The 18,234-nt window shown below is 42.0% G+C and carries 14 protein-coding genes and 7 pseudogenes; 11 read left to right on the top strand and 10 right to left on the bottom strand.

Annotation, left to right across the window (positions count from 1 at the left end; genetic code table 11):
* Positions 1 to 24: 24 nt before the first annotated feature.
* Positions 25 to 866: pseudogene (gene rsmI / locus C3Z13_RS01890) on the top strand (16S rRNA (cytidine(1402)-2'-O)-methyltransferase).
* 50 nt (positions 867 to 916) lie between these two features.
* Here the strand turns inward: rsmI and C3Z13_RS01885 are convergent.
* On the bottom strand, positions 917 to 1,144 hold the full coding sequence (locus C3Z13_RS01885) for a helix-turn-helix domain-containing protein (RefSeq protein ID WP_207763683.1): 228 nt from the start codon (positions 1,142 to 1,144) through the stop codon (positions 917 to 919).
* 69 nt (positions 1,145 to 1,213) lie between these two features.
* Entirely contained in the window at positions 1,214 to 1,642 is a 429-nt protein-coding gene (locus tag C3Z13_RS01880; protein ID WP_245872497.1) for a type II toxin-antitoxin system RelE/ParE family toxin, read from the bottom strand.
* 167 nt (positions 1,643 to 1,809) lie between these two features.
* Between C3Z13_RS01880 and C3Z13_RS01875 the strand changes: the two are divergent.
* The 9 genes and pseudogenes from C3Z13_RS01875 to cra all read left to right on the top strand — a co-directional run bounded on the left by C3Z13_RS01875 (position 1,810) and on the right by cra (position 11,216).
* Positions 1,810 to 2,359 (top strand): annotated as a pseudogene (locus C3Z13_RS01875) (L-threonylcarbamoyladenylate synthase).
* Between the two features lie 86 nt (positions 2,360 to 2,445).
* Positions 2,446 to 3,426 carry a 23S rRNA pseudouridine(2605) synthase RluB gene (gene rluB / locus C3Z13_RS01870; protein ID WP_342750330.1) on the top strand — a complete coding sequence of 327 codons (981 nt, stop codon included), beginning with the start codon at positions 2,446 to 2,448 and terminating at the stop codon, positions 3,424 to 3,426.
* 63 nt (positions 3,427 to 3,489) lie between these two features.
* Positions 3,490 to 4,460 (top strand): annotated as a pseudogene (gene cysB, locus C3Z13_RS01865) (HTH-type transcriptional regulator CysB).
* 119 nt (positions 4,461 to 4,579) lie between these two features.
* Positions 4,580 to 5,522: pseudogene (locus tag C3Z13_RS01860) on the top strand (2-hydroxyacid dehydrogenase).
* Positions 5,523 to 5,592: 70 nt separating this feature from the next.
* Positions 5,593 to 6,782, top strand: a pseudogene (locus C3Z13_RS01855) (lipoprotein-releasing ABC transporter permease subunit).
* A 103-nt stretch (positions 6,783 to 6,885) separates the two neighbouring features.
* Positions 6,886 to 7,575, top strand: coding sequence for a lipoprotein-releasing ABC transporter ATP-binding protein LolD (gene lolD, locus C3Z13_RS01850; protein ID WP_103854846.1), 690 nt, complete (start codon positions 6,886 to 6,888; stop codon positions 7,573 to 7,575).
* Positions 7,576 to 8,829, top strand: a complete 1,254-nt coding sequence (lolE, locus tag C3Z13_RS01845) for a lipoprotein-releasing ABC transporter permease subunit LolE (protein WP_103854826.1) — start codon at positions 7,576 to 7,578, stop codon at positions 8,827 to 8,829.
* A 133-nt stretch (positions 8,830 to 8,962) separates the two neighbouring features.
* The gene (gene aroG, locus C3Z13_RS01840; RefSeq protein WP_103854825.1) at positions 8,963 to 10,048 is read left to right on the top strand and encodes a 3-deoxy-7-phosphoheptulonate synthase AroG; all 1,086 of its coding nucleotides are present in this window, start codon (positions 8,963 to 8,965) and stop codon (positions 10,046 to 10,048) included.
* 181 nt (positions 10,049 to 10,229) lie between these two features.
* Complete coding sequence (cra, locus tag C3Z13_RS01835) at positions 10,230 to 11,216, top strand: catabolite repressor/activator (protein ID WP_103854824.1); 987 nt, start codon at positions 10,230 to 10,232, stop codon at positions 11,214 to 11,216.
* On the opposite strand, the gene C3Z13_RS01830 is transcribed toward cra, so the two are convergent.
* Positions 11,213 to 11,911, bottom strand: a complete 699-nt coding sequence (locus tag C3Z13_RS01830) for a SanA/YdcF family protein (RefSeq protein WP_103854845.1) — start codon at positions 11,909 to 11,911, stop codon at positions 11,213 to 11,215. The two genes, cra and C3Z13_RS01830, sit on opposite strands and share 4 nt — an antisense overlap.
* 185 nt (positions 11,912 to 12,096) lie before the next feature.
* Between C3Z13_RS01830 and metX the strand changes: the two are divergent.
* A pseudogene (metX, locus tag C3Z13_RS01825) lies at positions 12,097 to 13,177 on the top strand (homoserine O-acetyltransferase MetX).
* A gap of 64 nt (positions 13,178 to 13,241) precedes the next feature.
* On the opposite strand, the gene C3Z13_RS01820 reads toward metX, so the two are convergent.
* The 7 genes and pseudogenes from C3Z13_RS01820 to C3Z13_RS01795 form a co-directional block, all read right to left on the bottom strand.
* Positions 13,242 to 14,609 carry a sodium-dependent transporter gene (locus tag C3Z13_RS01820; RefSeq protein WP_103854823.1) on the bottom strand — a complete coding sequence of 456 codons (1,368 nt, stop codon included), beginning with the start codon at positions 14,607 to 14,609 and terminating at the stop codon, positions 13,242 to 13,244.
* An 8-nt stretch (positions 14,610 to 14,617) separates the two neighbouring features.
* Positions 14,618 to 15,253 (bottom strand): endonuclease III, encoded by a 636-nt coding sequence (nth, locus tag C3Z13_RS01815; RefSeq protein WP_103854822.1) that lies wholly within the window; start codon positions 15,251 to 15,253, stop codon positions 14,618 to 14,620.
* 6 nt (positions 15,254 to 15,259) lie between these two features.
* Entirely contained in the window at positions 15,260 to 15,952 is a 693-nt protein-coding gene (locus C3Z13_RS01810) for an electron transport complex subunit E (protein WP_103854844.1), read from the bottom strand.
* A 56-nt stretch (positions 15,953 to 16,008) separates the two neighbouring features.
* A complete protein-coding gene (gene rsxG / locus C3Z13_RS01805) occupies positions 16,009 to 16,635 on the bottom strand; it encodes an electron transport complex subunit RsxG (RefSeq protein ID WP_103854821.1) in 627 nt (208 codons plus the stop codon).
* A 3-nt stretch (positions 16,636 to 16,638) separates the two neighbouring features.
* Positions 16,639 to 16,977, bottom strand: coding sequence for an RnfABCDGE type electron transport complex subunit D (locus C3Z13_RS12955; protein WP_483860524.1), 339 nt, complete (start codon positions 16,975 to 16,977; stop codon positions 16,639 to 16,641).
* Positions 16,978 to 16,991: 14 nt separating this feature from the next.
* Entirely contained in the window at positions 16,992 to 17,711 is a 720-nt protein-coding gene (locus tag C3Z13_RS01800) for an RnfABCDGE type electron transport complex subunit D (RefSeq protein ID WP_483860523.1), read from the bottom strand.
* A gap of 9 nt (positions 17,712 to 17,720) precedes the next feature.
* Positions 17,721 to 18,234 (bottom strand): annotated as a pseudogene (locus tag C3Z13_RS01795) (hypothetical protein); the annotation flags it as partial.

Raw genomic sequence — 18,234 nt, 5'->3', positions numbered from 1 at the left:
TAAAATCAAATAAAAGAAGTAAAAATGGACAATTTAACTGGAATTTTATATATCGTAGCAACGCCCATTGGCAATTTGCAAGACATCAGCCAACGCGCATTACAAGTGTTGGAACAAGTGGATTTAGTTGCCGCAGAAGATACGCGCCATAGTGGCTTATTGCTGAGTCATTACGGCATTAAAAAGCCTTTTTTTGCCTTGCACGATCATAATGAACACAAAAAGCCGATATTCTGTGCGAAAAACTATTGCAAGGCACAACGATCGCCTTAGTTTCTGATGCAGGTACGCCACTGATTAGCGATCCAGGCTTTCATCTGGTGAGAAAATGTCGCCAAGCTGGCATTAAAATCGTACCAATTCCGGGCGCTTGTGCCGCAATAGCAGGGCTTTGCGCCTCAGGCATTGCTTCCGATCGTTTTTGTTTTGAAGGCTTTCTGCCCGCTAAATCGAAAGCCCGTTGCGATAAATTGGAAAATCTCGCAAAAGAAGACCGCACTTTGATTTTCTATGAATCCACCCACCGCATTTTAGATTGCCTTGCGGATATGGAAAAGGTATTCGGCGCTGATCGTTATGTGGTGCTAGCACGCGAGCTGAGCAAAACTTGGGAAACTATTCACGGCGATGAAGTCGGCGCATTACGCCAGTGGGTGAGCGAAGATCCAAACCGCAGCAAAGGCGAAATGGTGCTGATTGTAGAAGGCAATGTAAACAGTGAAGAAGAAAGCTTTTCCCCCGAGGCCATCAAAGCCTTAGCACTTATCGCCAAAGAACTTCCGCTCAAAAAAGCCGCCGCGATTGTCGCAGAGCTTTATGGCTATAAGAAAAATGCGTTGTATCAGTTTGGGTTGGAGAATTTGTAAATTTTATCGTAAAAAGAAAACGCTTTATCTTTTGATAAAGCGTTTTTAAGTTAAGCGAGAATTTCAATACCGCGGCGTTGTACTAAATTCAACAATTTAAGTGCCGCACCACTGGGTTTTTTCACCCCTCTTTCCCATTCTGAAATCATATTTTTGCTCACATTGAGATAATGGGCAAAAACAGTTTGAGAAACCTGTTCTTTTTCACGAATGGCTTTGATTTCTTCAGGGGTGAAAGGTGAAACAGGCGTTAAACAGAGTTCATCAAATTTTTTCATTGTTTTTTATCCATTAATCCGCCTCGTATAGATCCGAAGCATTTTCGTGGATCATTGCAAGTAGTTCACTCATTTTTTTCTCTCCCATAATATTTCAATGAAGGCGCCATTTTTTATTTGCGCCTCAATTTGTTCTGGCATTAACTCAGCGTATTCTTTTTGCAATGCTTTCAAGGCAACTAATTCTTGTGCTGAAATGTTGTCTTGTGTATTTTTGCTAATCCCTGCAACAAAATAGTGATTTTCATTAATTCGGTAGAAAATAAACGATCGAAAACCACCACTTCTCCCTTGTCCCGCTCTTGCTATGCGTTGTTTGATAATATTACTGCCAAGATCGGCATCAATTAATCCTTGTTCCACCCGCAAGATGGCTTCAACTAACAACGCATCGCTGATGGCGTGCTTTAGAGCAAATTTGTGAAATGCTTTTGTCTTGAATATTCGCATTAAAAACTTCCTGTCATCTTTAGCGTTATAGTAACAAAGGGATAGCATCGGGGCAACAGCGAAAAGTAAATTTATTTTCCCCTAACCCTATAATCAACGGGGAATTTCGGTATAATGCCCAAGTTAATGATGACAGGATAAAGGTTATGAGCCAATTTTTTTATATACATCCAGAAAATCCGCAGCCGCGTTTGATTAATCAAGCGGTGGATATTTTGAAACAAGGTGGGGTGATTGTTTACCCAACGGATTCAGGTTATGCCTTGGGTTGTATGCTCGGCGATAAGCACGCAATGGATCGCATTGTGCAAATTCGCCAACTGCCAGAAAATCATAATTTCACCCTTGTGTGTAGCGATTTATCAGAACTTTCAACCTATGCCACGGTGAACAATATGGCGTATCGACTGATTAAAAATAACACACCGGGGCGTTACACCTTTATTTGCCACCAAAGAAGTGCCACGCCGTTTGATGACATCAAAACGCAAAACGATTGGCTTGCGCGTGCCAGATAATCAAATTGCACTCGCTTTACTAAATGCCTTAGGCGAGCCGATTTTATCTTGTTCTTTGATGTTGCCGGGGGAAGAATTTATTACGCAATCTGATCCAGAAGAAATTCGCGATCGTTTAGAACATCAAGTGGATTTAATTATTAACGGTGGCTATTTAGGGCAAGAGCCAACAACCGTGGTGGATTTAACCGACAACACGCCTGTAATTTTGCGTGAGGGCAGCGGTTCAACCACACCATTTATTTAATCTTTTCAAACTGTTAGACGCTTGGGAAAGCGACAAGAGGAAATATGAAAACAACATCTTATTCACAACGCAATGCCGCCAAGGGAATGCGTTTTGCTGAAAAAAATAACACGGAAAGAAAACGTACAGACAAGCCTTTCGCATCAAATGCAGAAAGCAAAGAAAAAAGTGCGGTAAAAAAGACCGCACTTTCTACCACTCATAAAGTGGAAGGGGAAAAATTACAAAAAGTGTTAGCGCGCGCAGGGCAAGGATCTCGCCGTGAAATTGAAGCGATGATCGCCGCCAACCGCGTGAGCGTAAACGGCAAAATGGCAACACTGGGCGATCGCGTTGTGGTGAATGCGAATTTAAAGATCCGCATTGACGGGCACGTTGTAAATTTACAACAAGCACAAAAAGAAGTGTGTCGCGTGTTGATGTATTATAAACCTGAAGGCGAACTCTGTACCCGCCACGATCCCGAAGGGCGCGCCACCGTGTTTGATCGTTTGCCGCGCTTAACTGGATCACGTTGGATTGCGGTAGGCCGCTTGGATATTAACACCTCTGGCTTATTGCTGTTTACCACAGACGGCGAATTAGCAAACCGCTTAATGCACCCAAGCCGTGAAGTGGAGCGTGAATATTCCGTGCGCGTTTTTGGTCAGGTGGACGAAGCAATGATCGCCCGTTTACGCAAAGGCGTACAGTTAGAAGATGGGCCAGCCAATTTCAAAGCCATCAAGCCAATGGGCGGACAAGGAATGAACCAATGGTTTGACGTTACCCTAATGGAGGGGCGTAACCGTGAAGTTCGCCGCTTATGGGAATCGCAAGGCATTCAAGTGAGCCGTTTGATCCGCATTCGTTACGGCAATATCAAATTAATGAAAACCTTACCACGCGGTGGATGGGAAGAAATGGATCTTACCAATGTGAATTATCTGCGTGAATTGGTGGGGCTTGAACCAGAAACCCAAAGCAAATTAGACGTCACCAAACAACGCAGACGCGCCAAAACTGGGCAAATCCGTCGTGCGGTAAAACGTTATGCGGATATGAATAAACGTTACAAAAAAACTTAAAAACTCTATAAAAAGCCTAAAAAATTTCATAAAAAAGCACCGCACTTTGATCAAGGAGTGATGATGAAAATTCAGCAATTACGTTATATCGTTGAAATCGTAAATCAAAATTTGAATGTAACCGAAGCGGCAAATACCTTGTTTACCTCGCAGCCTGGGATCAGTAAACAAGTGCGGTTGTTGGAAGATGAATTAGGCTTAGAGATTTTTGAGCGTAACGGTAAACATATCAAAGCCCTTACCCCAGCGGGCAAAAAATTGTTGCGATTGCACGCGAATTATTGGTGAAAACGCAAAGTATTAAAGCCGTGGCAGATGAATATACGCAGCCTAATCACGGCGTGTTACGCATTGCCACCACTAACACGCAGGCGCGTTATATGCTGCCTTCTGTGGTAGAGCGTTTTTCCAAAAAATATCCCGATGTGAGCTTGCATATTCATCAGGGTTCGCCAACGCAAATTTATGACGCATTACTTTCTGGCGAAGTGGATTTGGCGATCACTACGGAAGCGCAATATTTATTTGATGACTTGGTGCTATTGCCTTGTTACTTATGGAATCGTTCCGTGATCGTTAAAAATGATCATCCCTTAGCGCAATGTCAAGATCTGACGATTGAAGAACTGAGTAAATATCCCCTTGTTACCTATACCTTTGGTTTTACAGGCGTTTCGGATTTGGATTATGCCTTCAACAGCGCAGGGCTATTGCCGAATATTGTGTTTACCGCCACAGATGCAGATGTCATCAAAACCTATGTGCGCTTAGGCTTAGGCGTGGGCATTATGGCTTCAATGGCCCATACGCCAGAAGATAAAGATCTAGTGGCGATCGATGCTAGCCATATTTTCCGTTCCAGTATGACGCAAATTGCTTTCAAACATAGCATTTTCTTACGCAATTATATGTACGATTTTATCAATATGTTTTCACCGCACTTAACCCGCCCAATGGTGGAGCAAGCAGAGCGTTTGCACGATAACAACGCGGTGAAAAAATTATTTGATGATATTGTGTTGGAAGTGCGGTAGTTTTTTGTAACAATTAGTTAACTTATAGGGTAAAATCGCTTATATTTTAATAGACTTATTTAGCCCCTGATGAATTTTTGCAGATAGGGCATATCCCTAAAATAGATAAGGAGCATTTTATGAAAATTGTTTTTCTTGATAGCACAGCCATTCCAAAACATATTCCTATTCCACGCCCTAACTTTGAGCATCAATGGGTGGAATATGAGCATACTTCGCCTGAACAAACCATTGAGCGCGCGAAAGATGCGGATATTGTGATTACGAGCAAAGTCGTGTTTGATCGTGAAACAATGAAACAGCTCCCGAACTTAAAATTGATCGCAATTACCGCCACAGGAACAAATAATGTGGATTTAGAGGCGGCGAAAGAGTTAGGCATCGCAGTGAAAAATGTGACGGGCTATTCTTCTGTTACCGTGCCTGAACACGTTTTTAGGGTTAATTTTTGCTTTAAAACACAGTTTAATGAACTGGTATAAAGATCAGCTCAGCGCCAAATGGGCGGATAGCAAACAGTTCTGTTATTTTGATTACCCGATCACCGATGTGAAAGGTTCAACCTTAGGTGTTGTGGGTAAAGGCAATCTTGGTAAAGAAATTGGCCGTTTAGCTGAAGCGCTAGGAATGAAGGTGATTTATGCAGAACGCAAAGGGGCGACAACAGTGCGTGAGGGCTATTTACCTTTTGAGCAAGTGTTGCAAGAAGCGGACATTGTTACCCTACATTGCCCTTTAACACCTGAAACCACCAATTTGATCAACGCCGAAACATTAAAATTAATGAAGCCAACGGCATATTTAATCAACACAGGGCGCGGGCCTTTAGTAGATGAAAAAGCCTTAGCAGAAGCGTTAGAAAATGGCACAATCGCAGCCGCGGCTTTAGATGTGTTAGTGAAAGAGCCGCCTGAGAAAGATAACCCACTTATCCAAGCGGCAACGCGTTTACCAAATTTAATCATCACCCCACACATTGCTTGGGCATCTGATGGTGCGGTGGAAATTTTGGTGAAAAAAGTAACACAAAATATGGAAGAATTTGTCGCAACGGGCAAATAAATTTATTATCGAACGAAATTTCCCCTGTTATGCAGGGGAAATTTGTTATTTCAACCCTTAAATAATAATGATGAATTTACCGATTTCTTTATTTATTGCCCTGCGTTATTGGCGAGCGAAAAGTGCGGATCGTTTTGGGCGATTAGTTACCAACCTTGCAATGATGGGGATTGTGCTGGGTATTATGGCGTTAATCATCGTGCTTTCGGTAATGAATGGTTTGGAAAATCAACAGAAGAAGCAAGTGCTTTCCACCATTCCCCACGCCATAATTATGCCAAAGTCAGGTCATTTATCCCGTGAAGCGCCAACACCGACAATGCCAGCTTTTGTGCAGCGCGCCATTCCGATTAACACCACGAATGTGATTTTACAAGCACCACAAGGCGTGAGTGCTGGGCAAGTGATAGGTATTCAACATTTTTCTGATGATTCTTTACTGAGCCATTTTCAACCCCAATCTTTTGAGCAATTATTACCCGCAGGCGAATTTAAATTGGTAATGGGATCGCAATTAGCGCAAAAATTACATTTACAAATTGGCGATAAAGTCCGTTTAATGATCACGGAAAACAGCCAATATACGCCCTTTGGTCGTGTGCCTGTGCAACGCTTATTTACCATTAGCGATATTTATTTTGCTTCAGGGCAAAATGACAGCAACGCCGTGTTTGCCAATCTTTCCGATATTGGCAGATTGATGCGTATTGGCCCACAGCAAATGCAAGGTTATCGCTTATTTTTACGCGATCCTTTTGATATTACCGAACTTCCTAACTATTTCAGTGCAGATGAATGGCAGATAACCGATTGGCGTAGTCAAAAAGGGGAGTTTTTCCAAGCGGTAAAAATGGAAAAAAATATGATGGGCTTGTTGATTAGCTTGATTATTGTGGTTGCCATTTCAAATATTATCACATCGCTCAGCTTAATGGTGGTGGATAAGCAAGGGGAAATTGCCATTTTGCAAACCCAAGGGCTGAATAAATCGCAAGTGCGCAGCCTGTTATTTGGCAAGGGCTATTAGTAGGCATTAGTGGAACCTTGATTGGCACGCTGCTTGGCGTGCTAACCACATTAAATTTAGATTCCATTATGGCGTGGTTTAGTGCAGAAAATATTCGTTTACCGACAGAATTAAATCTTTCACAGATTGTGATTATTGTTGCGGTATCCTTATTATTTTCTTTATGTTCAACGATTTATCCTGCTTACCGCGCGGCACAAATTGAGCCAGCAGAAGCCTTGCGCTATGAATAATGCGTAACAAAGTGCGGTGCTTTTTTACGAATACGAAATTTTTTTTTTTTACTTTTACTATAAAGCGAAAGCGAAACAGAAAAAGAAAAATAACGAGAAAAGAATGACAGAGAAGCAAATTTTACTCAGCTGCCAAAATTTAACCAAAGTTTACCAAGAAGGGGAAAACCAAACACAAGTGCTAAAAGACGTTACTTTCTCAATGGAAGAAGGCGAATTGGTGGCGATTGTGGGCAGTTCAGGTTCGGGCAAAAGTACCTTATTGCATACCCTAGGTGGCTTAGATCAGCCAACCAGCGGTGAAGTGTTCATTAAAGGGCAATCTTTGCAAAAGGCAAGCGCTGATGAATTAGCGAAATTGCGCAATCAATATATGGGGTTTGTCTATCAATTTCATCATTTAATGGCAGATTTTAGCGCGCTAGAAAACGTGATGATGCCGATGTTGATTGGTAAGCAAAATCGTAGTGAAGCGCAAGACCGTGCCGAAAAAATGTTGCAGGCGGTGGGCTTAGCACATCGCATTAAGCATCGTCCTTCTGCGTTGTCTGGCGGTGAGCGCCAGCGTGTCGCCATTGCTCGTGCGTTAGTGAATAATCCTGCTTTAGTGCTAGCTGATGAACCCACAGGGAATTTGGATCGCAAAACCACAGAAAGCATTTTTGAGCTTATTTTGAAATTAAACCAAGAGCAAAGAATTGCCTTTTTATTGGTCACGCACGATTTGCAGTTGGCGGAGAAACTTTCTCGCCGAATGGTGATGCAAGACGGTGTATTGCGTGGAGAAAGCTAGATGAACGCACCCTTTTTTATTAGCTGGCGTTATCAGCGTGGTAAGCAGAAAAATCGTTTGGTTTCACTGATTTCAATGTTTTCTACCCTTGGCATTGCCCTTGGTGTAATGGTGTTGATCGTGGGGCTAAGTGCGATGAACGGCTTTGAACGTGAGCTAAATAAACGCATTTTAGCGGTTGTGCCACACGTTGAAATCTCTGCTTATTCTGAACAGGGCGAGAGTACGCCAATAAAAAATTGGCAAAATTTAACCGCACTTTTAAAACAAGATCCTAGCGTGTTGGCGAGTTCCCCTTTTGTCAGTTTTACTGCTTTGGTAGAAAATGGCACGAAGTTAAAAGTGGTGCAAGTGAAAGGCATTGAAGCAGACAAGCAAGATCAAGTGAGTGCCTTAGGACAATTTGTATTAGGCGATGGCTGGCAAAATTTCTCTCGTGAAGGCGGGTTAGTCCTAGGCTCTGGCATTGCGCGTGAATTAGCGGTGCAAGAGGGGGATTGGGTAACATTGTTGATTTCTCAATCAGACGGCACCAATAATTTTACCCAGCCAATGCGTGAGCGTATGCAAATTACAGGGATTCTGCGCCTTGACGGCCAGCTCGATCACAGTTATGCCTTAATTCCCCTTGCAACTGCGCAGCAATTCTTGGATTATTCCGCCGATGAAGCCACAGGTGTTGAACTCAAAGTGCAGCACCCTTTTGCTGTGCAACAATTGGATTACCCAACCTTGCAACAGTATCCACAATTTTTGTCCGCGCAAAATTGGATTAGTAAATTTGGCTATATGTACCGCGATATTCAGCTTATTCGTACCGTGATGTATTTAGCAATGGTGCTAGTGATTGGCGTGGCGTGCTTTAATATTATTTCAACCTTGATTATGGCGGTGAAAGACAAGCAAGGCGATATTGCTATTATGCGTACCCTTGGCGCAAATGATGGCTTTATTAAACGAATTTTTATTTGGTATGGCTTACAAGCTGGAATGAAAGGCTGTGTCATCGGGCTGCTGTTAGGCTGCGTAACGGCATTAAATCTCACCCAATTAATTAAAGGCATTGAATTTTTAATTGGCAGAAAACTGCTTTCAGACGGCGTGTATTTCGTGGACTTTTTGCCGAGTGAACTTCATTGGCAAGATATTGCGGTGGTCTTTGTGGTGGCCTTAGTGCTAAGTTTGATCGCTAGTTTATATCCAGCAAGTCGCGCGGCAAAATTGCAACCTGCGCAAGTTTTAAGCAGTCATTAAAAATTTATTAATAATGTTTTTAAACTAGTTTACTAGTACAAAAATGCATGTTACATTGACACACAATTAAGTATTCGCAATGCGGATAAGCAAGTAATTATAAAATACAAACCAAGATGTAAGAGAGTGATGTATGACAAAAAGCAAAAATGACATTTATATTGCTAACGATGACACCCGAATTGGCAAAGTAGAGCAGGTGCTACCACCCATTGCGTTAATTGAAAAATATCCAGCAAGCGAAGTGGCGATCAACACCGTAAAAAAAGCTCGCCAACAAGCACACAATATTATTCATCGCAAAGATGATCGTTTACTTGTCGTGATTGGGCCTTGTTCCATTCACGATCCAAAATCGGCTTTGGAATATGCGCAACGCATCAAAGCAATGCGTGAAAAATATCAAGATAGCCTAGAAATTATTATGCGTGTTTATTTTGAAAAACCGCGTACAACCGTAGGTTGGAAAGGGCTAATCAACGATCCTTACCTAAATAACAGCTATGCGCTCAATGATGGTTTACGCATCGCACGAAAATTATTGTTAGATATTAATAACTTAGAAGTGCCAACCGCAGGCGAATTTTTGGATATGATCACACCGCAATATGTGGCAGATTTTATGAGCTGGGGCGCAATTGGGGCAAGAACCACAGAATCGCAAGTTCACCGCGAATTAGCTTCAGGCTTATCTTGTGCCGTAGGCTTTAAAAATGCCACCTATGGTGGTGTACGCATTGCCCTTGATGCCATTGGCGCGGCAGAAGCACCGCATTATTTCCTTTCTGTAACCAAATTTGGCCATTCTGCTATCGTTTCCACTAAAGGAAATGCAGATTGTCACATTATTTTACGCGGCGGTGATAACGGGCCAAATTACAGCGCAAAAGATGTCAATGAAGTTTGCGAAAGCATTGAAAAGAGCGGTCGAATTCCACACGTTATGGTGGATTTCAGCCACGCAAACAGCAATAAGCAATTCAAAAAACAATTAGAGGTTTGCGCAGATGTTTGCCAGCAAATTGCACAGGGTTCAAACCAAATCTTCGGCGTAATGATCGAAAGCCATTTAGTGGAAGGCAGACAAGATCTAGTAGAAGGCAAAGAATTAGTTTACGGACAAAGTATCACTGATGCCTGCATCGGTTGGGAAGACTCCGAATTAGTGCTGGAGCAACTTTCAAATGCGGTGATTACCCGCCGCCGTGCTAACAGCTAATTTGATTTTTATAAAGAAAAGGCTGAATTGAAAAAATTCAGTCTTTTTTATGTTCAGCAGATGAGGTGATTTTTTGCGAGATAGATCAAATTTCGAGAATTTCCGCATAAAAATGACTGAAAATTTGGTGTTATAATTCACCGCACTTTAAAATTGAAATGGCATATTAAAAGGAGTTAATGTGAAATTAGACGAGCTAGCTAAACTTGCTGGGGTTTCCAGAACAACAGTAAGTTATGTGGTAAATGGCAAAGCAAAACAGTATCGAGTAAGTGATAAAACCATTGAAAAGGTACAATCGCTAATCAAGGAATATGATTTCAAACCTAACGCAATGGCAGCAGGCTTGAGAGCGGGAAAAACCAATACTATTGGGTTGATTATTCCTGATTTTGAAAATATGAGTTATGCAAGAATTACTCATCAGCTTGAACAAAAGTTTCGCGAAAAAGGCTATCAACTGCTGATTGCCTGTTCTAATGATAATCCAAATAATGAGATGGCTTGTGCCAAGCACCTTTTCCAACGCAAAATTGATGCGCTGATTGTTTCAACTTCCTTGCCAGCGGACAATTTGTTTTATCAGCAAAGTGAAGTGCCAGTTTTTGGTTTTGACCGTAAGATAAGTGGCGATAATGTGATCAATGTGCTCTCTGATGATAGAAATGATGCTTATCGTTTGGCACAAGATTTGTTTAAACAGCAATCTTTTAACAATGTACTCTTTTTTGGTGCATTACCTGAATTACCAACGAGCAAGGAGCGTGAATTAGGCTTTCGTGAGGCATTAAAAGAGCGGTCAGAAAATTCGGTAGAATTTCTTTATAGTGAACAATTTCACCGTGATTCTGCTGCGTACACCTTTGAGCAATGGCTTGTAACAAATTCGTTACCAGATGCTTTGTTTGTTACGTCTTTGACGTTGTTACAGGGCATATTCCAAGTGCTATTAAGGCAGAATAAAGGGATTCCACAACAATTAGTGATTGCCACTTTTGGGGATCACGAAATGTTAGAATTATTAGCCAACAAAACCCTATGTGCGGTGCAAGATCACAAGAAAATTGCCGATAAATTGCTTGATTTAGTGCTAGAACGGCTTAACCATAAATCAGAAAGCTTACCAGAACCAACTAAGGTATTGCGCGATTTAGTTCATCATTGTTAATCGGAGAAAGGCGGTGGTGGTAGTGGTTCTGGTTTGCCTAAAAAGTGCGGTTCTTTTTCAACAAGAAGATCCAATACTGCCTGTAAACGAGCAAAAAACTCACGGAAGCGCACAAAGGTATAGCCACTAGGGTATTCCGCCGCAAAGCAGATTGCGTCAATATTATGATATTTGGCAATGAATAAAGCCCGTTCACAATGAAAACGCTGTGTAATGATGGTGATAGAATGAGCTTTAAACACTTGATCGGCGCGGATCACGGAATCTAAGGTACGAAACCCTGCATAGTCCAAATACATAAATTCTTCTGGCACACCCATTTTCTTCAAATCTTTGAACATAGTGCGCGGTTCGTTATATTCCACCGTGCGGTTATCTCCGCTAAGCAATAAATAATCCACTTTCCGTTCTTTAAATAGGTTATTCGCGGCTAATAGTCGATAAGAATAGAACAAATTTGGCGTATTTTTGCTGAAATATTTTGACGTGCCTAGCACTAAGCCATAAGGACGATAGGGCAGTTTTTTTATATCCGTATAAATACCTTGGCGAACGTAAAAGCCAATCGCTTGATCAACAAGCACAAGCAATAGTCCGCAAAGAAAAATAAGGAATAGGCAATACCGTAGAAATTTTCGAAGCAGAGCGTTAAACCACCGAAAAGAAAAAAGGTAACGGAAAAAGGATTTCAGCATAAAATTCATATTTTTTTACATCTTGAGCATCAAAATAATAAAAAATACTAGTAAATTCAAGTAAATTTATTCTAAAATACGTCTAGAAGTTTAGACGTCTAAAATTTCTTGACAAGGTATAGGGCTAAGGGTAGTTTATGTAGCCTACCTTGGCAAGATCGCATCAATGAAGTAATGGATAGGAAATGGCAGTACAAACAGCAACACTCTTTACACAAACACCGCTCAAACTTACCTTAGGTGGGGAACTTGGGCATATTGATGTTGCCTACCAAACCTATGGCAAATTGAATGCGGATAAAAGCAATGCGGTACTGATTTGTCACGCCTTAACCGGCGATGCTGAACCCTATAATGATGATCCTAATCAAGCTGGTTGGTGGCAAAATTTTATGGGGGAGGGCTTGGCGTTAGATACGTCAAAATATTTCTTCATTTGCTCTAACGTGCTAGGTGGCTGCAAAGGCACAACAGGGCCTGCGTCAATCAATCCACAGACACAAAAGCCTTACGGCAGCCAGTTTCCGCATATCCTTGTGCAGGATATTGTCAAGGTGCAGAAAGTGCTGCTCGATTATCTTAAAATTCCCCATTTAAAAGGTATTGTTGGTGGTTCGTTCGGCGGAATGCAAGCCACTCAATGGGCGATTGATTATCCTGATTTTATGGATAATATCGTCAATCTTTGCTCTTCTCTTTATTTTAGTGCAGAAGCCATCGGGTTTAATCACGTGATGCGCCAAGCCATTATCACCGATCCTCATTTTAATCATGGCGATTATTATGACGGTGAACCGCCCTCGCAAGGGCTGGCAATTGCGCGAATGTTAGGAATGCTGACTTATCGCACCGATATTCAACTAACCAAAGCCTTTGGACGCGCCACGAAAGTAGAAGGGCAGTATTGGGGCGATTATTTTCAAGTGGAATCCTATCTCAGTTATCAAGGGCAAAAGTTTCTCGATCGTTTTGATGCCAACAGCTATTTGCATTTGTTACGCGCATTGGATTTGTATGATCCTGCGTTGGGTTATGAAAGTACAGAGCAGGCATTGTCGCGTATTAAGGCACGTTATACGTTTAATTGGGGTGACTAATGATCAGCTTTTCAAAGCCGTGGACGTGAGAAAAAGTAAAGCAATGCTTGAACAAGCTGGCGTTGATTTGAGCTATCACGAATTCCCTTCCGATTACGGCCACGATGCCTTTTTGGTGGCTTATGATGCGTTTGAAACGCTAATTCGCAATGGATTAGAAAGCCATTAATTTAGCACATAGTGAAAAATAAGGGGCTGAAAAAAATCAGCTCCTTATTTTATAGGAAAACAGGTTAAATTAAATTACTCACAAAAATCACCAAAATAATCAATGGCACGACATATTTCACATAATTAAACCAAATTTTTGTGAAAGTGGAATTTGGTTTGCTGGAAAGTTCTTTTTTCGCTTCGTCTTTAAGCACAAAGCCCACGAAAATGGCGCAGCCAAGTGCGGTGAGTAAAAAGAGAATATTTCCGCTCACATAATCGAAAGCATCGAAAATGCTTTTGCCGAAGAAAGTGTAATCTTTCAGTAAGTTATCGCTCAAAATAGAAGGAATATTACCGAGCAAGAAAATGCCACCAAGGGTTAAGGCAATGGCTTTTCCACGGCGCATTCTGAGCTTTTCTTGAAGTGCGGTGATAATCACTTCATAAATAGTAATAGAAGTGGTTAGCGCGGCGATCAATAATAAACTAAAGAAGATAATGGCGAAAATTCGCCCTGCCCACATATGCGAGAACACAATTGGCAAACTTTGGAAAACCAGTGTTGGGCCTGCGTTCGGTTCAATGCCAAAGCTGAATAAAGACGGAAAAATCATAAAGCCCGCTAAAACCGCAATAACGGTATTGGTAAACCCAGTGATTACAGCGGTTTGCACTAGGTTTTCTTCCTTGCTCAGATAGCTTGAAAGAGTGATTAGCACGCCAAAACCTAAACTCAGAGCAAAGAAAACTTGACCTAGCACCATAATAAATAACTGCGGTGTAATTTTAGAAAAATCAGGTTTGAGATAATAAATAATCCCTTCCGCCGCACCGGGTAAGGTAATGTTGCGGATCACCATTCCAATTAAAAACACAAACAGCAATGGCATTAAATATTTTACCGAACGCTCAATACCACCGATAATCCCTTTGGCTAAGATCACATAGTTGATGGCCACAAAAATAAAGGTGTAAAGTGCGATTTGGAGCGGGCTATTACTAATGCTTTGTTCATAGAAAGTTTTGGCATAGTCTTTGCTGATGGTGCTAGAAATATCTAGGCTGCCAGAAATCAGGCTGATAATATAATTCATCACCCAGCCGCCAAGCACCATATAGTAAGCCATAATGCCGAAGGCACCGAGCAAGCCCATATAACCAATGATTTTCCAATATTTTGAATGGGGTTTGGCGGTGAGTTTATCTTCAAAGGCATCAATGGAATTCACACGCAAGCGGCGACCAATCACGTTTTCCACTAAGATCATTGGAATACCGATGACGATCATCGCAATGCAGAATAATAAAACGTATGCACCGCCACCGTTTTCACCCACTAAATAAGGGAAACGCCAAGTTGCACCAAACCCTACGGTTGCGCCAGCGACAGTCATAATATAGGTTAATCGGCTTGACCAAGTTTGTCGTTCAGATTTTTTTGTTGTCATAAACTACCTTAATTTTCAGTTTTGTCTTTGTATTCACAAAGATCTTCAATAATACAAGAACCGCAACGTGGCTTGCGCGCAATGCAGGTGTAACGTCCGTGCAAAATCAGCCAATGATGCACGTCCACTTTAAATTCTACCGGCACAACCTTGAGTAATTTTTCTTCTACTTGCAACACGGTTTTACCAGGGGCAAAGTTGGTGCGATTGCAGACGCGGAAAATATGCGTATCCACCGCAATAGTCGGCTGACCAAAGGCGGTATTTAACACCACATTCGCGGTTTTACGCCCAACTCCAGCTAAGGCTTCAAGTTCTTCACGGGTTTGGGGAATTTCGCCATTGTGTTTTTCGATCAGATCACGGCAGGTTTTAATAATATTTTCGGCTTTACTATTAAATAGTCCAATGGTTTTGATATAGCTCTTTAAGCCATCTAACCCAAGTTCTAAAATCGCTTGTGGGGTGTTCGCCACAGGGAAGAGTTTAGCCGTGGCTTTATTCACCCCTTTATCAGTGGCTTGTGCCGATAAAATCACCGCAATTAATAATTCAAAGGGCGAATTATAATGTAATTCAGTGGTGGGGTGGGGATTTTGATCCCGCAGTCGCGTTAAAATTTCAATACGTTTTTGTTTATTCATTGTGATTTATGGTTTTTGGTTATCGATTAAGTTTTTTACTGCCAACATTAAACCTAAACCAAGGAATGCTCCTGGGGGAAGAATAGCGAGCAAAAAGCTACTGTTTAGCTCAAAAAGGTTTAAATGTAACGCTGTTGCCCAGTTGCCGAGCAGGTTTTCCATTCCCATAAACAGTTTACCTGTGCCTAACACTTCACGAATTGCACCTAGCACAAACAAGCTGAACGCCATTCCCACGCCCATTGCAAAGCCATCAAAGAGCGAAAGCAGCACGCCATTTTTTGATGCAAAGGCTTCCGCGCGGCCAATGACAATACAGTTTGTTACAATCAACGGAATGAAGATCCCTAAGGATTGATAAAGCGTATAAGTGTAGGCATTCATAATCAGTTGCACAATGGTTACCGTGGTGGCGATAATCATCACATAAATAGGAATACGAATGGCGTGCGGAATATGCTTGCGGAACAACGAAACCACCACATTGGTACAGATTAATACCGCAATGGTGGCAATGCCTAAACCAAGGGCGTTGGTTGCCGAGCTAGACACCGCAAGTAGCGGGCAAAGCCCCAACAGTTGCACAAGAGCGGGGTTATTATGCCAAAAACCTTGCTTAAATAATTCGCTCCATTGGCTTTTTAGCCCAGTCGGCACGCTTTGTTGCGGTTGTTGTGGTTCAATGGAAGCCAAACCCATTTCGTTTTCTGATGTATGCTCTAAAGTGCGGTGGTTTTTTTCGTGATTTTCTTGCATTAGTTTTGCTCCTGTTTCACCGCGTTATTATTCATTTGTTGCAATAATGGCAAGGCTGAACGCTTGGTTTGATTGACGATGGCGCGCGGTGTAATGGTTGCGCCAGTAAATTGATCGAATTTACCGCCATCTTTTTTTACCGCCCAATCATTGAGATTATCGGCACTGATTTTTTGTTGATTAAAGCTCAGCACCCAATCAGAAATACGCAGTTCAATTTTATCACCTAAGCCTGGAGTTTCTTTGTGTTCAAGCACACGCAAACCTAGCACTTTACCCTGTGGTGTAATCCCTACCAGAAAGCGAATATTACCTGAATAGCCATCTGGCGCAATGGTTTCATAAGCATAAGCCACAGGCTGATGATTTTTCTCTGCGATACAAATTTTCTCAATGCGTAAGGTTTTGGCTTCAGCGAAATCAGGCTGTGAGCAACTGGAGAGCAAATCGTTATCGTAACTTTGCGGTGGAATAATTTGTGCAAGCAATTCTGCTTGTTGTTTGGCGATGGCTTGCTCAATAGGGGCTTTCGTTAAGAAATACACAGCGGTAGAAAGTGCGGTGCAAATTAACGCAATAATGCCCAAGATCACGCCATAACGGGTGCTAATTTTTACCGTTTGCATTGCTTATTTCCTTTTGTATCCAGCCACGCGCGGGCGAGTGTAGTGATCAATCAGTGGCACACAAATATTTGCCAGTAACACAGCAAATGCCACGCCATCAGGGTAGTTGCCATTAAAGCGAATTAGGCACACAAGCAAGCCCACAATCGCACCGAAAATCAGTTTTCCTTTTGGCGTGATTGAAGATGTGACAGGGTCAGTGGCAATAAAAAATGCGCCGAACATTGTTGCCCCACTAAACCAATGCCATAAAGGACTTGGTGCATAAGAAGAAGTAAGCCAGTGAATACCGTTTACCAGTAACATTATGGCTAAAAAAGCAGTAGGAATTTGCCAATGAATAATTTTCTTCCAAATTAGGAAAACACCGCCAAGTAAAAGAAAAGATTGATTTGTGCCCAGCCTAAACCAAGATTGAGTTCACTCTCAAAAGGCATCACTTCCACAAAAATAGGAGATTGATTAATTTCGCTTATCGCCATATTAATTTTGCTTGCGGTTTTGACGGAATCCAATGGCGTGGCTTGGGTAATCCCATCAATGGAATTGGCTAATTGATGCAGGCTGAAGCCGTCCGTAGTAATGCCGTGGAAAATCAGCTGATAAGCATCTTGCAAGCTAGGCGGCTCATTTAATAACGCCACGGGCGGCAACCAAGCGGTCATTTGCACAGGGAAAGAAATGAGCAACACTACATAACCCACCATTGCAGGGTTAAACAGATTTTGTCCCAAGCCACCGTAAACGTGCTTACCTAAAATGACCGCACAGAATGTCCCGATTAAAATCACCCAATAAGGTGCGTAAGGTGGGATTGCCATCGCGAGCATTAATGCCGTTAGCACCACGCTGAAATCACTGATATAAAACAGGTTTGGCTTTTTGCGTAAGCGCGTAACCATAAATTCCAACACTAACGCAAGGGTAATGGCGAGCAGGCTTTGAATTAACACACCAAAACCAAAATAATAAACTTGTGCGCCCAATGCAGGCAACATTGCCAACGCAACCCACAGCATAATACGAGCAGTCAATTTGCCCGAGTGGGTGTGTGGCGAACTCATCATTTTAAACATTGCTAAACCTTATTCTTTTTCTTGGGATCGATTTTCTTTTGCTTGTTTCTTCGCTTTCGCTCGTGCAATGGCAGCAGCGATAGCCGCTTTTTTCGGATCAAGTGCGGTGGAATTTTCTTGCGTTTTTTCTTTTGTTTTTTCAGCCGCACTTTGGGTTTCCACTTGTTCAGCTATACCTTGATTTTCCACATTTTTCTCTGTTGAGCCTGCAGATTGAACTGTGCTGTTCTGCGCTTGTTTCTTCGCTTTTGCTCGAGCAATTGCTGCAGCAATAGCCGCTTTTTTTGGGTCAAGCGCGGTGGTATTTTCTTGCGTTTTTTCTTTTGTTTTTTCAGCCGCGCTTTGGGTTTCTGCTTGTTCGGCTAAACCTTGATTTTCCACAATGTTCTCTGCTGAGTTTGTAGATTGCTCCGTGCCGTTCTGTGCTTGTTTCTTCGCTTTCGCTCGTGCAATGGCTGCAGCGATAGCGGCTTTTTTCGGATCAAGTGTGGTGGAGTTTTCTGGTGTTTTTTCTTTTGTTTTT

Origin of the sequence: Avibacterium endocarditidis (assembly GCF_002921145.1) — a bacterium.
Taxonomy (GTDB): domain Bacteria; phylum Pseudomonadota; class Gammaproteobacteria; order Enterobacterales; family Pasteurellaceae; genus Avibacterium; species Avibacterium endocarditidis.
This window is presented reverse-complemented; position numbering and strand designations above follow the sequence as displayed.